This is a genomic window from Coprobacter sp. (assembly GCF_982436375.1).
This window is the reverse complement of the sequence record NZ_CEWDCG010000004.1, coordinates 23118-38694: the sequence shown is the minus strand read 5'-3', so window position 1 is coordinate 38694 and position 15577 is coordinate 23118. Positions and strand designations below refer to the sequence as shown.

Here is a 15577-nt window from a genome sequence, read left to right as displayed (position 1 = left end):
TTATAGACGAAACCTTTGTTCGCTATTTGTGAATAAAAATAACGTCCTCTTTTTTTCTCATTTCATAACATAAAATCCCATACACCCTAAAAAGCACATCTTATCTCAGATATAATAGTTAGATAATAAGCACATTAGTCTTTATAATGGGAAATTAAAAACAGATAAAACAAGTGATTTTCTTGAAATTTAAATTAATCGGAATATAAAAAAGTACTCACAAATTTCATATTTGCATAATCTATCGAAAAGCGATTTATCGACCTAACAGCACAAAAAAGTGCATGCGGATTTTTAATCGCACATGCACTTTTTTCAGAAACTCTTTTTCAGAGAAACAGAATCTTAGAGCCTATCTAAATTTTCCAACAAAAAAATATTATCAGGTCATTCTCGTGTTCTCTTCCAGTCTTTTTTCCCGTTTTCACTCGTCAGATAGCCCGCTATCCTCCTCGTAAAAACTGAAAAAACAACCTCGAAAGAAATTCTCAAACCTGACCCAAGTAAAATTTAGACAAATTCTAAATCTGACTACAACTCCAACTTATTCTTATATAAACCTATCAATCGATACCTCCTCCCAAAGCATGATAAAGATTAATTACACCTTGTATCTCTTCAAAACAATCCGATACTGCGTCCAACTCGGCCTGCAGCAAAGTTTGACGAGCGGTAAGGACTTCCAGATAATTTTGAGAACTGTAACGCATCAACAGTTCTGAACTACGAACTGCCGATTCTAAAGAGGTAATCTGCTGCTTATTCAGATTATGACGTTTACGTGCCGTTTGCCATTGTAACAAAGCATCATTTACCTCTGTACCTGCATCAAGTAGACTTTGCTTGAACGAAAGCAATGCTTCTTCTTGCTGAGCTTTGGCAACCTTTAAATTGGCAATATTCTGCCCCCGGTTAAAAAGAGGTTGTACTAATGAGCCTATGGCTGAAAATAGCCACTGCCCGGGATTAGAGATAACAGCTCCTGCGGCATTTGTCCATCCGGCAGAACCACTCAATGTAATTGAAGGATAAAATGCCGAATGTGCTTGATTAGTAACATAAAACGCAGCAGCTAAAGCGGCCTCGCTTTGACGCACATCGGGACGACGGTGCAATAATTGCAAAGGAATGCCTACTGAAAGTGTATCCGGGAATTTTTGTTGTTTTAAAGTCGAACGGGATATTGTTTCCGGAGTCGAACCTAACAACGCACAAAGAGCATTCTCCGTCTCTGTAATCTGACGTTCTATCGAAAGCAAGGAGGCGTCCACAGAAAGTTTACTCGCCTCGGTCTGAGCAACAGCCATATCAGTCGTTTGTCCGGCCTTTTTCAACGCCTTCATCACACGCAAGTTCTCGCTCCAATTTTCAGCAGTACGTCTACTGATTTCAAGCTGCTCATCAAGCATCAACAACGTATAATAACTATTAGCAATAGTAGCGACCAACTGAGTCTGTACAGCCTGACGATAAGCCTCGCTCTGTTCTAATACGGCTTTTGCCTCTCTTTTGGCATTCGTCACACGACCGAAGATATCGATTTCCCAATCTGCAGAAACAGCCAAATTATAGCTTTTAGTGAGTTTAGACTTTTCCGCTTTATTCAATGTACCTTGCGGTGATAACGATATCGAAGGTAAATAAGAAAGTCGAGAAGTCATAAGCAAAGCTTCTGCCTCCTTCACTTTCAATCGGGCAATGTTCAAATCGGTATTATTCTTTAATCCGGTGTCGATCAGCTGCTGTAACTGCGAATCTGTAAAAATTTCTCTCCACGAAAGGGCAGCTATCGAAGCTGTATCCGTTTGTTCCTGAGTATGACGAAAAAGACTGTCTGTAACAGTTTTCATGTCAGGTTGTTTATACTTCCGATATATCGAACATCCGCTCGTTCCTATGATCAAGGATATACATATTATTATTTTTTTCATACGAATCTTCTTTTCAATTAGTTCTCCTCCTCCAATTTCGATACTTTACGCTGAGGCATAATTTTCTCTTGCAGATATTGGAACACGATAAACAAAACCGGTACGATAAACAACAAGGCTATAGTACCGATTAACATACCGCCGACTGTCCCGACACCGATAGAAATATTCCCGTTTGCTCCTACTCCCGAAGCAAACATTAACGGCAACATACCGAAGATCATCGTCAATGAGGTCATTAAAATAGGTCGCAAACGCACTTCTGCCGCAGACACGGCAGCTTGTGTAATACTCATCCCTTGATGACGCCTTTCCGAAGCATATTCTGTCAACAAAATAGCTGTTTTTGCCAACAAACCGATCAGCATGATCAAACCTGTCTGCAAATAGATATTATTTTCCAAACCGAACATTTTGGCAAAAAGAAAACTTCCGGCCAATCCGAACGGTACTGATAGAATAACCGCCAAAGGAATAAACAGACTTTCGTAAAGGGCACACAGAATCAAATAAATAAATACGACACAAATGACAAACACCAGCACAGCCGTATTTCCTGTTGAAGATTCTTCTCGAGACATTCCTCCAAACTCAAAACCGTAACCGGCAGGTAATGTTTCTTCGGCTACTTCACGTACCGCCTGAATAGCTTGTCCGGAACTATAACCGGTAGCAGGCGCTCCATTGACGGATATAGCGGAAAAAAGATTAAAACGGGTTAAAGTCTCAGAGCCATATACCCGAGTTAATGTCAAATACTGGCTAATAGGGGACATCTCTCCATCTGAATTACGAACGAACATATTATTCAACGCTTCTGTATCTAACCGAAACTCAGGAGATGCCTGCACCATTACACGATAAAGTTTTGAAAAACGGTTCATATTCGAGGCATAATTACCACCGATATATCCCGATAAGGTACTTAACACATCTGACGGCGATACTCCGTTGCGCTTACAGCGAGCAGCATCGACCTCGACCATATACTGAGGGAATTTGGTATCAAACGAGGTCGTTGCACGTCCGATCTCCGGTCGTGCATTCAGTTTCTCAATCATTTGCCTCGTGTATTTCAGCAAATCTTCTACAGAACCGCCTTTTTGATCTTGTACATAAATTTCAAAACCACTACTCACTCCATATCCCGGAATCATGGGTTGGGCAAAAGCCATGATCTGAGCCGAGGATATATCATCTGTACGCCGGTATATCTCATCAATAACGGCATTTATTTCATCCTCTTTTTCCTGACGCTCATCCCACTGTTTCAGACGAACAATAAACATACCGTTAGACGATCCTTGTCCACTGATCATTCCGTTACCCGTCACTTTAGAAAACATTCGTATTTGCGGAATATCACTAATACGTCTATCCACTTCATCCATAATAACTTTTGTCTCTTCCAAAGTATTTCCCGGTGAAGTTCGCACATCAACAAATATAGTCCCCATATCTTCCTGCGGAACAAGTCCGGTTTTAGTCGTTTTCATCAAAATAAACAAGCCGCCAAAAGCTACCAGCAGTAAAACTAAAGCCAACCATTTCCGTTTCAGCATAAAGAAAACTCCCGTTTTATATTTCTGTACCAAACGGTGAAAAGCACTGTCGAATGCAATATGAAAACGAGAGGAGAAACTCATTTTCTTTCCATCGGCTGCAACTTCGTGAGGAGTCATAATCAAAGCACAAAGAGCAGGACTTAACGTCAAGGCATTGACCAAAGAGATTGCTACGGCAACAGCCATTGTCAAACCGAATTGCGTGTAGAACGTACCGGTCGTTCCTCCCATAAAACTGACAGGAATAAAGACTGCCATAAAGACAAATGTCGTCGTTACCAATGCAGAAGTGATCCCCCCCATCGCATCGATCGTAGCCCGGTATGAAGATTTATACCCTTCATCAAATTTTGCCTGAACAGCTTCTACGACAACGATAGCATCATCCACCACAGTACCGATTACCAATACCAATGCAAACAAGGTCAACATATTCAAGCTAAAACCTGCCACATATAAAAAAGCGAATGTACCCACTAAAGAAACAACTATCGAGATTGCCGGAATAAAAGTAGAACGCATGCTTTGCAAAAACACATACACCACCAAAATCACCAGTAAAATAGCTTCAACAAGCGTTTTTATCACATTTTGAATAGAAGCATCCAAAAAATCTTTAGAACTCATCAAGTCCACCAACTCCATACCTTTAGGCAAAGTTTTCGAAATTTCTGCTGCTACTTTGTCTATTTCTTCTATAATTTCATTAGCATTCGACCCGGATGTTTGTGCAATCATACAGTTAGATCCGGGATGTCCGTTTACTTCTCCTATATAGGTATAAGAGCTAGAACCCAATTCTATACGCGCCACGTCTTTCAAACGAAGGACTTCTCCGCTTTCTAAAGAACGGATTACCAAATTTTCATAATCTTTTTCTTCTTCATAACGTCCCCGGTATTTCAGGACATATTGGAATGTGTTTTCAGATTCCGCACCAAGTGTTCCGGTAGGAGCTTCCAAATTCTGCTCATCAAGTACGGCAGCAATATCCGACGGCATCAAGTTATATTTAGCCATTTTACCGGGATCAAGCCAAATGCGCAAAGAATAATCCGCTCCCATTACATTAACCTCACCTACTCCGGCAATACGAGAAAGACGCGGTTCGATATTAATCTTCAAATAATTATTAAGAAAGCTCTCATCAAACGAATTATCCGGACTATAAAGGGCCAATGCTTTGATATTACTTGTCTGACGCTTACGTACAGTAATACCGCTCTTCGTTACCTCTGCAGGTAATAATCCCTGTGCCGTTGCAATACGATTCTGGACATTGACTGTCGCCATATCGGGATCAGTACCTTGACGGAAATAAATAGTAATTCGTGCCGAACCGGTATTGGTTGCAGACGAAGTCATATACATCATATTTTCCACTCCGTTCAATGCCTCCTCAAGAGGAACAACGACACTCTTTTGCACAGTCTCGGCATTTGCTCCTGTATAAGTAGCAGAAACACTGACGGTAGGAGGTGCGATTTCAGGGAATTGTTCGATAGGGAGCTGCGAAAGTCCTATCAATCCAACAATCAAAATAACGACTGAAATAACAACCGACAAAATAGGCCGGTCAATAAATGTTCTGATTTTCATAATGCAGATTATTCATTAGTGGAAGTATGAGAATCGATTACCGTTCCTTCTCGCACAAGACCTGCACCTTCGGCAATAATAACATCACCGGGAGCGAGTCCCGACTCAACAATATATTCCGTACCGTTATTCAGTCGGAACACTTCAATCGGTGCAGACTTCGCCTTACCGTCAACTACTTTATAGACAAAAATGCGATTTTGCAATTCATAAGTTGCAGTTTGAGGAATAACAATTACACTGTCTCGATGAGTAGGAACGATCACTTTTCCGCTACCACCATTGCGTAACAACTTATCCGGATTTTTAAATGAAGCACGAAGACTTACTGCACCTGTCCCGCTATCAACGGTTCCGCTAATAGCATCAATTTTACCGGAATATTGATAAACTTTACCATTACTGAGCATCAATTCTACGTCAGGCATTTGCTCCATTGTTTTCTGCAACGAACCATATTGTTGCACAAGATCCAGAATTTGATTCTCGTCCATCGAGAAATAAGCAAAGACTTCGTTATCGTCAGAAACCGTGACTAACGGTTCTGAAATATTACTATCGACAAGAGCTCCTACACGATAAGGAATCATACTGGCGACTCCATCTACCGGACTTTTTACTTCTGTATAAGAAAGATTATTACGTGCATTTATCTCCTCGGCACGAGCCAAAGCAAGTGCAGCTTGAGCTTCGGCAAGAGCATTACGGGCAGTTTGCAAATCGAATTCAGAAACCACATTCTCCCGAAACAGTTCCTCTTTACTTTCAGCAGTAAGTTTTGCTGTCGCAAGTTTAGATTCGGCACTCTTCACATTAGCCATAGCCGTCTCAAGCGCAGCTTTATACGGAACTTGATCGATAACAAAAAGAACTTGTCCCCTATGTACGACATCCCCTTCATTCATACAAATTTTCGTGATTATACCGCTTACCTGCGGACGTATCTCCACATATTGCCGCCCTCGAAGCGTAGCGGTATAATCTCTCTTAAGCGTTTGATTACTGAATCCAACATTCAAAGTTTTATACTTAGCAGATGTTTGTTCCTGAGGCTGAGATCCGCACGAATAGAGCAGTATAAGCCCCGATAAAATAGGAATAATGAGGTATTTCATTGGATATAGTTGATTAATTATTACATTACATAATGAGATACAAAACAAGTAATGGCAAAAATAAAAGGATTTTGCTACATATTATAAATGTGTTGATTAACGACAGGAATGTGTTGATTAACGACAATAAGTAATTTTTGAGGTATAGCATCTAATATTTATCTTTGTGATAAAGATTTGATATTTTACGAATATATTATAATACCCTGATGCTATTTAAAAATCTCAAAGGTAAAGGCAAGGAAACTGCATATTATACATTTATACGGTATCCTCAAATAATACACTATGTCGATTTACTTTTCTGCTTGGTTATCTTGCCATTGATTATCCTATTAGTTCCGGTTGACAAATGGATCAAAACCCAACCTGTTTTTGTCGGAACTTTGGTTTTATATTTATACTTACTTTATTTTACTTATAGAAAAGCTAATATTCCCTCGCTCTTTTTAAAAAGAAAATATTTACATATCATTATCCTGATCATCATATTGACACTAATTACAGAACTATTAACACATTTCCCCATATCCGATAAATTCGGGTCTAAATTACCCATAGATTTTCGCCGTCACTTACACGCCCAAACCATATGGTTTTTCTTCTTGATCATATCCGGATTTAGTTTAGCCATTGAAGTAACCTTCGAACTATTCCGCCAAATGTTACAAAAACAAGAAATTGAAGCAGAAAAAAACAAAGCCGAGTTAGCGATGTATAAAGCTCAGATAAATCCGCATTTTCTATTTAATACGCTCAATACGCTTTATGGTTTGGTCATCACTAAATCAGATCTGACAGAATCTGCATTTGTAAAATTTTCGAACATTCTTAAATACATGTACGATAATACTTCAATAGAAAAAATAGACATAAATAACGAAATCGAATATATACGGCAATATGTGGAATTACAGAAACTCAGATTAAATCACCACACAAAAGTCATTTTTGAAAGCCGTACAGACGAAGAACTCGTTCTTATCCCTCCTATGATATTGATTACATTTGTCGAAAATGCTTTTAAATACGGGACGTCGTCTTCTGAAGATTGCACTATACTTATACGAATCATAGTCGAAGACGGTGTTCTACTTTTCAAGACTCGCAACTCTATCATGAAAGAAAAAAAAGAAGGTGAATCATCTATCGGCATCGAAAATTGCAGAAAACGTCTGCAATTGCTCTATCCCGGACTTTTTACTCTTATTACCGAAAAAGATAATAATAAACAGGAGTTCTTGACTAAATTAACGATACAATTGTCTCGAACATGAAACGAATCAACTGCATAGCTATCGATGACGAACCGATCGCACTACTGGTAATCAAACAATTTTGCGAAAGGAAAGGGAACATTGAGTTAAAAACTTTCTGTGAGCCTCGTATAGGATTAGAAGAAATAAAAAAAGATAAACCCGATATAGTATTTCTCGATATAGAGATGAACGGTCTTAACGGATTGGAAATTGCAAAAAAGCTGCCTCATAACTGTTGCTTGATATTTACTACGGCTCATGCTCAATATGCTCTTGACGGCTTTAATCTCGATGCAGTAGACTTCCTACATAAACCTATAGCTTATGACCGTTTCGACAGGGCAATTGAAAAAGCCATACGGAATATTTCGGTATGGAACAATAAGAACGATCAAGAAACAATCGTTGTCAAGCAGGAATATAACAACATAAATATATTGCTATCCGATATTTTCTATATCGAGGCTTTAGAAAATTATTGTAAAATACACAGAATAAACGGTAATAGCGTAATATCACGGCTCAATATCAAAACCATTCATAAAATGTTACCACAAAACACTTTTTTAAGAGTACACCGTTCATTCCTCATACCCACAAACCGCATACAAAAATTTTCTAAACAAGAAATATGGCTAAAAGGATTATCAAGGCCTATACCGGTAGGAAGGCGTTATGCAAAAGAAATATATGATTTTTTGACTGATAACAGACAGCCGTAACAAATATCGACTATCAAAAGCCATATATTAAATTTGAAGAGGCTGAACTCTATAAACACTCCCAAACAAGATCGAAAAACAAGCTATCAGACAACATTAATCTTCTCTTTTCAATATTTTTACAATGTCACAAAAAAGTCTCGATTTTTTCAAATAAAGCCAAAATGAATTAACGCATTTCGAATGCCATCATTATCAACCGTGTCTGTTACATAGTCGGACACCGCTCGTATAGACTCGGCAGCCCCACCCATAGCTACCCCTATACCGGCTTCCCGAAGCATTGAAATATCATTTCCCCCATCTCCAAAAGCTATTGTATGCGAAATATCAAAATCATAATAAGAAGCAAATTCTCTAATACCAGATGCTTTATCAACGCCTTTCACATTTATATCTGCAAAAATCGGATGCCACCTGGAAGCGGAAAGGTTCGGAAGTTGAGCCATAACTTCTTTTTCTGTCTCCTCATCACAATAAAAACATAACTGACAACATTTACCTTCGATAAACTCCTTTTCTATATCGATGACCGGCGGAACAGGATGATCTACCAATCTCGCCAATTCTATAACGATAGGGTTCAACTCATTGACAAAAATCCCGTTATCTGTTTCAACGGCTATCGGAAACCCAAATTGTCGAGAAAGAGCATAAGCTTTCTGAAAATCTTTATCAGAAATTTGTTTTTTAGACACGGAAGTACCGTCTCTCAAGACGCAATCCGAACCATTAAGGGCTATTACGGCATCAAAAGGGACTTCTTCTATTTCATGCAAATCACTTGCAGCTCGTCCTGTTGCGATAATAATTTTACACCCCGAATTATGGACTTGCCGTAACGCATCTATTGCCGACTGAGGCACACGATGAGTATCAAAACTTACCAACGTACCGTCAACATCTAAAAATATCGCCCTTATCATATTCAAGAAATTATATTATAAGAAGTTTACAACTCTATTAGTTTATTATCGATAACTTGTAAAGGCTCAATAACTACTCATCTCAAATTTACTGCAACATCATTATGGCTGACTTGCAAAATTATAATAATTGTTTTCAGATCTTGAAAGCAGAATAGCAATTTTTTACTTTCGCAAATAAAAAAGATAAAAAAATCGTCAACAATTTCAATAAAAACAAACCCGCCTATTATTCAATTGATAATAAGCGGGTTATAAATATTCATGTTGTCCTGGAAGGATTCGAACCCTCACAAGCGGAACCAGAATCCGATGTGCTACCGTTACACCACAGGACAATTTTTTATTGCGCTGCAAAGGTGCGAATTTATTTCTCTATTACAAAACCATACCGATATTTTTTACTTTCGATTAAGTTTTTTTTACAAGGATGTTTCTTCTTTAGGCAAAGCTGACTCTACTGCTTCGTATGATTTTTTCATAAGCGTTTCAATATCATGTCCTGAAACAGGGTCAGGGAATAGGGGTTTATGAATAGTCAAAACCATTTTTCCCGGTTTTATCAAATATGACGAACGAGGCAACACAGAAAAAGATCCGTCAATCGTTAAAGGTACTACGGGCAAATTCAAATCAATAGCCAACTGATAAGCCCCTTTCTTAAAGCGTTGAAGTTTCCCGTTCCATGTACGTGATCCTTCAGGAAAGACAACTAAGGACATGCCGTGTCTCAACGTCTGTTCTGCCATATCCAATGTTTCCCGAATACTTTTAGGCCCGGAACGATCTACAAATATATGTCCGGCTGCAGCACAAGCTTTTCCGACAAATGGTATGCGTCTGAGGCTTTTTTTCATCATCCATTTAAAATTATGTCCTAAGAAGCCATAAATTAAAAAAATGTCATACGCTCCCTGATGATTTGCGACAAAAACATAAGAAGTTTTCTTATCGATATTTTCCCGACCTTTTACTTTAACTCGCACAAACGAGATCCAACAAAAAAGCTGAGACCAAATGCGCCCCGGATAGTATCCCCAAACTTTACTGTCTCCGATAAAACAGCCGACAATCGTCACTAATGCTGTTATTATAGTCAATACTAATAAAATAGGAAATGCAATAAGCCACTGGTAAAAAAAGAATAGTATTCTTAACATAAAATACACTACGGTTAATTACAAACTCTTTCTAATCAATATATAAAGACAAAGGTAGCTGTTAAGTTTTAGAAATACAACAGCTTTTCAGGATTCTTGCTGTTCGAGAATCATTAAGAAAGTTTTCAAACCAATATTCCTTATCAGGAATAAAAACTCTCTCTAAAAAGAAAAAAGGTTCTGCAAATTAGTTTGCAGAACCTTTTTAGTGTCCGAGATGAGATTCGAACTCACACGATCCAATGATCACTACCCCCTCAAAGTAGCGTGTCTACCAATTTCACCACCCGGACATCGTTGTTTTTGAAGCGTGCCCAAAACAGGACTCGAACCTGCACGTTCGCAATAAACACTAGTCCCTGAAACTAGCGCGTCTACCAATTCCGCCATTTGGGCTTACTCGCTGTCACGGAAAAACCGTGGAGCGAAAGACGGGACTCGAACCCGCGACCCTAACCTTGGCAAGGTTATGCTCTACCAACTGAGCTACTTTCGCATAAAATTATCAATTCAAATTTTTCACCTCCGTAAAAAACATCAGAGCGAAAGACGGGACTCGAACCCGCGACCCTAACCTTGGCAAGGTTATGCTCTACCAACTGAGCTACTTTCGCAATTGCGACTGCAAATATAAAGCGTTATTTTGAGTTGTGCAAATGCAAAATATTATTTTTTCACCTTTTTCTGATCCTGCTTTTGTTACTTTTTGAATACTAACCGCTTAATATCTAAATTAGATCAAACGATCCCTTCATATCAACGATTGCGTAACATCGAAAAAAATTCTTCTCTCAATTCTCTGTCCTTAAAATTACCAGAATACAAACAAGTCGTAGTCGATGCATTCTGTTTCTCAACCCCTCTCATCTGCATACACAGATGACGCGCCTCTACCATAACGATAGTCCCATACGGTTCGATTACAGAATCAAAACAATCGAGTATCTCCCGAGTCATACGCTCTTGAACCTGAAATCTCCGCGCAAAAGCATCAACAAGCCGCGCCGGCTTACTCAAACCCACAATCTTATCTCCCGGCATATATCCGATATGCACTTTACCGAAAAAAGGGAGCAAGTGATGTTCACACAAAGAATAGAACTCTATATCTTTTACAAGAACTATTCGCTGAGAATCTCCATAATTTTCATGAAAGATAGCCGAACGGAGAATCTCTTCAGGCGACTGGTCATAACCGCTCGTTAAAAATTTCATAGCACGAGCAACTCGTATAGGTGTTTTTTCTAATCCCTCCCGGTTTACATCTTCACCCAATAACTCCAATATACTTTTATAATGTCCGGCTATCAAATCTTCCTTTTCTTGATCAGACAACCGGTCCTGTACCTTTTGCATATTACCAAAGTCTTTATAATCTTCATTCTACAATACGTGTCAAGCGGATCATATCCTTCACAACACGCATTTCCCGAAATTGAGGAAATGTATTCTTTAATTCGATCAACTTGAGGTTCGCTTCTTCAAATGAACGAAAGTCCCCCACCCTAAGTCTCCAAAAAGGAGATGTAAACGTAACATAAGTGGACAATTCCGGATCTGCATCTTTTATCATAGAAGCTTTCTGATAAGCTTCATCTTTGGATCTTCTCTGATTATTATCCGAAAATACTTGTATCCGATACCCGCGGACTGTTACATAATTCATATCTCTCGATGATGTTCCGGATAAAGCGACATTACCTGTCCGCCTTGCCAGACGATCGGTAAGACGTGCATCCTGAAACAAACGGACACGTGCATTTCCGGTAACACGCTCTAACGACTGAACAATTGAAGTATCTGCTACCTGCACCTGAGCGTATGCACCACACCAACCTACAAGCGATAATAAAACGATCGATAAAACAGTTCTTCTTTTCATAGGCTTTATACAGATAAGAAAACTGCAAAAGTAAACATTTCTATCTTACTTTTGCAGTTTATAGCCTGTTTAATTATTTAAAATGCGTTGATAATACCCATAAAGGAATCGACTTCCAAAGCTGCTCCTCCGATAAGTCCTCCGTCCACATCTTTATTTGCAAACAATTCTTTCGCATTCGAAGGCTTACAACTTCCTCCATAAAGAATAGAACAGTTTTCAGCAACTTCATTGCCATATTTATCAGCAATAGTTTTACGAATAAACGCATGCATTTCTTGAGCCTGTTCTGCAGTAGCAGTTTTTCCTGTTCCGATAGCCCATACCGGTTCATAAGCCAATATGATTTTCCCAAAATCTTCTGCTGACAAATTAAACAAAGATTCTTCTATCTGAGCTTTCACTACATCAAAATGTTTCCCGGCTTCTCTTTCCTCAAGCACTTCGCCAATACAGAAAATAGGAGTCAAACCATTAGCCAAAGCAAGAATTGTCTTCTCTTTTAAAATTTCCGGAGTTTCATGATAATAAGCACGGCGTTCTGAATGACCGAGAATTACATACTTAGCTCCTGTAGAAGCAACCATCTGGGCCGAAACCTCTCCGGTATAAGCGCCAGAAGCTTTATCTGCACAGTTTTCTGCAGCAACACCTATTTTATTCGTATCGATAGCATCTACAACAGAGGCTAAATGAATAAATGGAGTACCGATAATCACATCGCAATTAGGAGTTTTTCCCGCCAAAGCAGCCTCAATACCTTTAGCCAATTCAAGACCTTCTTGAAGTGTCTTGTTCATTTTCCAGTTACCTGCAACAATGTTTTTTCTCATAACAAATATTAATTGTGTGGTTATATAATAAAATAACTATTACTCTTGTTTTTCCGGAGATACCAAAGAAGATTTTTTTTCTCTCCTCTTTCGCCGGGCTTCTCGTATTTTGCCGATAATAGCGGCAACTGTTTTTTCAGTCAACAACAAAATGAACATCGGCACGGTATAAATCAATACCAATATTCCTAAATTCTTCGATCCGTCATATATCCACGTACGTCCGATCGGAAGATTTTCTATTTTATCATTCAACTGAGCTTCGTCCGGCAAATGCGAAGGAAGCTGTTTCCAGACAATCGTTCCTTTATGTAGTAACATTACACCCGGATTACCCCGTATAATCGTTTTTATCGTAGTCTCATCCATCTTATAAAAAGGATAATCAGCTCCTGTATTATCCTGCCAAACAGCAATCGCCGAATCAGACGATGCAGTCACACAATAAAAATTATAGCCATAAGTCAATGCATAATCATATAAATCGTTTATTTTATCGATCTCACTTTCATCTGCATTTTCTAAAGACGGAGTAAGCAATAAAAAAGTATATTGCGGATCTTCCAATATATCCCGAGCTATGTCAACATCATCTTCTCCAGAACGAATAATAAAATCCTCGATCGAAGATTTCTTTTTATTCGATATATTTTTTTTCTCTATCCGATCTACAAACACCCATGTAGTATCGTTCATGGGAATATCATCTAAAGAAAATTCTTTTCGGATACCTTCTTTCTCGTAAACAAAAAGATAATCATCTCCTGCATCAATATTTCCACCCGGCATAGCATCTAATATACTCATTCCTACTTTATAAGGACGAAAATCCAATATAGGCTGAAAATAAACTCCAAACCATGCCAAAGCAAGAGCAAATATAAGAGAATATAATACCGTAAGCCACTGAACAGATTTATTATATACTCCTTTTACCAAACTATTATAACGGATAAGGAATAATACAGGAATCAGTAAAAAAACATTTTTAAAAAAAGTCTCCCAATTGGTCAAGACAAGGGCATCCCCAAAACACCCGCAATCGCTTACTGGATCGGCTATCGCCAGATAAAGTGTCAACGGGGTCATAAAGCACATGACCAACAGAACCAGCCATGAGGTCAATTTGCGGTAAGAACCGAGCAAAGTGTTTATTCCCAGCAAAAACTCAAATGCAGCTAATACTACACCGAAAAAAAGAGATAAAGGAGATAAAAATCCGATACCTAAAACAGAAAAATATTCTTCGAATTTAATAGCAGATCCTGTAGGATCAATTGCTTTTACAAAACCGGAAAAGATAAAAGTAGCCCCGACAATCAACCGAGAGGCTATTACCAGCAGCCATAAAATCCGATTTCGTACCGATGAATCTTTTATTTCCGTTTTATTCTCCATACTCCAATTTTATCAATCCGAAAAGAGAATAATTGATCATATCCATATAATTAGCATCCACTCCTTCAGAAACGAGTGTTTTCCCCTCATTATTTTCGATCTGCTTAGTACGGTATATTTTCATCAAAATAAGATCAGTATAAGAACTCGTCCGCATACTACGCCAAGCCTCGTCATAATCATGATTTTTAGCATACATTAAACGTTTGGTCTCATCCATATACTTGTCATACAGCTCAAGAGCCTTCTCTACAGAAATGTCTTCTCCATCCGAATATCCTAACTCCAATTGGATAAGACCGATAATACCATAATTAACTATCGCTATCAACTCAGAGCGAATCCCCTCGTCGACTTTACATTCTCCCTTAATCTCAATGCTCCGAATCCGGTTAGCTTTAATAAATATTTGGTCGGTTATGGATTGAGGACGCATGATACGCCATGAAGGGCCGTAATCTTTCAGCTTTTTGGCATACAGATCACGACAAATGCTTATAACATGTTCAAATTGTGCAACCGTATCTGTCATAAAAAATATTTTTCGGGTACAAAGGTACAAAAAACAATGGAATCAGGTTTTATAAAAACCTTGATTTCTCCAAGACCCAAATCAAATTAAATCCGGACAATATATCAATCCCTGCCTTATTCATCAGCAAGCACATCGTCACTACCTTCTTCCTGCCGCAACTCATACATTTCATGATATTCATTCCAATCAGGATCTTTTTCTGTATAAATCACTATCGGAAGTTTTTCGAAAGAAGACAAAGCTTTATTCAACATCTCCCCGAAAGCCGGAACATTTCGTGTATAAAAAATCCATGTCCGTTCATTATCACCGGTATATACGCCTGTTAATATCGCCAGTTTGTCTTTTTCCATAGCCTTTTGCAGAGCATCCTGTACCGGTTCCATCACACGAGCGTCAGACTCACAAGGCATTCCTCTACTATCACCATTATATTTCCAATAAATTTCAACCCGTTCCTTAAATTTTCCTGAACGTGCATACAATTCCAAATCATCACGACCGCAAACAATCACCATAGCTCCGTTCTCAGTTTCTGAAACAGTCGTAAACCAATTATTAGACAACTTCATTTCCTATTTGTTTTTAATTACCGGTTCTACAAAGATAGAGATAATTTAGTCCCTGTTTAAAATTACACAGAAATATTTTA

Annotated in this window: 13 protein-coding genes and 5 tRNA genes; 2 read left to right on the top strand and 16 right to left on the bottom strand. The window is 38.5% G+C overall.

The window, feature by feature from the left end; genetic code table 11:
* Positions 1 to 563 precede the first annotated feature (563 nt).
* From AC1WHX_RS00650 to AC1WHX_RS00640, 3 genes are read right to left on the bottom strand one after another with little or no spacing between them, the layout of a single operon-like run.
* Positions 564 to 1931, bottom strand: coding sequence for an efflux transporter outer membrane subunit (locus tag AC1WHX_RS00650; protein WP_122338218.1), 1368 nt, complete (start codon positions 1929 to 1931; stop codon positions 564 to 566).
* A gap of 17 nt (positions 1932 to 1948) precedes the next feature.
* A complete protein-coding gene (locus AC1WHX_RS00645; protein WP_302545129.1) occupies positions 1949 to 5095 on the bottom strand; it encodes an efflux RND transporter permease subunit in 3147 nt (1048 codons plus the stop codon).
* 8 nt (positions 5096 to 5103) lie between these two features.
* A complete protein-coding gene (locus tag AC1WHX_RS00640) occupies positions 5104 to 6210 on the bottom strand; it encodes an efflux RND transporter periplasmic adaptor subunit (RefSeq protein ID WP_302545132.1) in 1107 nt (368 codons plus the stop codon).
* A 209-nt stretch (positions 6211 to 6419) separates the two neighbouring features.
* Here AC1WHX_RS00640 and AC1WHX_RS00635 point away from each other — a divergent pair, with 209 nt between their 5' ends.
* Together AC1WHX_RS00635 and AC1WHX_RS00630 are read left to right on the top strand one after the other, a co-directional pair.
* Complete coding sequence (locus AC1WHX_RS00635; RefSeq protein ID WP_302545133.1) at positions 6420 to 7487, top strand: sensor histidine kinase; 1068 nt, start codon at positions 6420 to 6422, stop codon at positions 7485 to 7487.
* Positions 7484 to 8191 (top strand): LytR/AlgR family response regulator transcription factor, encoded by a 708-nt coding sequence (locus AC1WHX_RS00630; protein ID WP_302545134.1) that lies wholly within the window; start codon positions 7484 to 7486, stop codon positions 8189 to 8191. The genes AC1WHX_RS00635 and AC1WHX_RS00630 overlap by 4 nt, the downstream gene beginning before the upstream one ends.
* Positions 8192 to 8340: 149 nt before the next feature.
* On the opposite strand, the gene AC1WHX_RS00625 is transcribed toward AC1WHX_RS00630, so the two are convergent.
* The 13 genes from AC1WHX_RS00625 to AC1WHX_RS00565 all read right to left on the bottom strand — a co-directional run bounded on the left by AC1WHX_RS00625 (position 8341) and on the right by AC1WHX_RS00565 (position 15497).
* A complete protein-coding gene (locus tag AC1WHX_RS00625) occupies positions 8341 to 9117 on the bottom strand; it encodes a Cof-type HAD-IIB family hydrolase (protein ID WP_302545135.1) in 777 nt (258 codons plus the stop codon).
* A gap of 267 nt (positions 9118 to 9384) precedes the next feature.
* Positions 9385 to 9455: transfer RNA gene (locus AC1WHX_RS00620), tRNA-Gln, on the bottom strand.
* 84 nt (positions 9456 to 9539) lie between these two features.
* Entirely contained in the window at positions 9540 to 10277 is a 738-nt protein-coding gene (locus tag AC1WHX_RS00615) for a lysophospholipid acyltransferase family protein (RefSeq protein ID WP_302545136.1), read from the bottom strand.
* Positions 10278 to 10486: 209 nt separating this feature from the next.
* A tRNA-Leu gene (locus AC1WHX_RS00610) sits at positions 10487 to 10570 on the bottom strand.
* Between the two features lie 18 nt (positions 10571 to 10588).
* Positions 10589 to 10673: transfer RNA gene (locus AC1WHX_RS00605), tRNA-Leu, on the bottom strand.
* 24 nt (positions 10674 to 10697) lie between these two features.
* Positions 10698 to 10773 (bottom strand) — tRNA-Gly (locus AC1WHX_RS00600).
* Positions 10774 to 10818: 45 nt separating this feature from the next.
* A tRNA-Gly gene (locus AC1WHX_RS00595) sits at positions 10819 to 10891 on the bottom strand.
* A gap of 142 nt (positions 10892 to 11033) precedes the next feature.
* Positions 11034 to 11633, bottom strand: coding sequence for a GTP cyclohydrolase I FolE (folE, locus tag AC1WHX_RS00590; protein WP_022599822.1), 600 nt, complete (start codon positions 11631 to 11633; stop codon positions 11034 to 11036).
* A gap of 22 nt (positions 11634 to 11655) precedes the next feature.
* Entirely contained in the window at positions 11656 to 12159 is a 504-nt protein-coding gene (locus tag AC1WHX_RS00585) for an SPOR domain-containing protein (RefSeq protein ID WP_009317344.1), read from the bottom strand.
* A gap of 77 nt (positions 12160 to 12236) precedes the next feature.
* The gene (tpiA, locus tag AC1WHX_RS00580) at positions 12237 to 12992 is read right to left on the bottom strand and encodes a triose-phosphate isomerase (protein WP_009317345.1); all 756 of its coding nucleotides are present in this window, start codon (positions 12990 to 12992) and stop codon (positions 12237 to 12239) included.
* Positions 12993 to 13031: 39 nt separating this feature from the next.
* Entirely contained in the window at positions 13032 to 14390 is a 1359-nt protein-coding gene (locus tag AC1WHX_RS00575; protein ID WP_278585797.1) for a BT_3928 family protein, read from the bottom strand.
* Positions 14380 to 14922, bottom strand: a complete 543-nt coding sequence (locus AC1WHX_RS00570; RefSeq protein ID WP_009317347.1) for a DUF1599 domain-containing protein — start codon at positions 14920 to 14922, stop codon at positions 14380 to 14382. Before AC1WHX_RS00570 ends, AC1WHX_RS00575 begins: the two co-directional genes overlap by 11 nt.
* Positions 14923 to 15038: 116 nt before the next feature.
* Positions 15039 to 15497 carry a DUF695 domain-containing protein gene (locus tag AC1WHX_RS00565; protein WP_122338224.1) on the bottom strand — a complete coding sequence of 153 codons (459 nt, stop codon included), beginning with the start codon at positions 15495 to 15497 and terminating at the stop codon, positions 15039 to 15041.
* Positions 15498 to 15577: the final 80 nt, after the last annotated feature.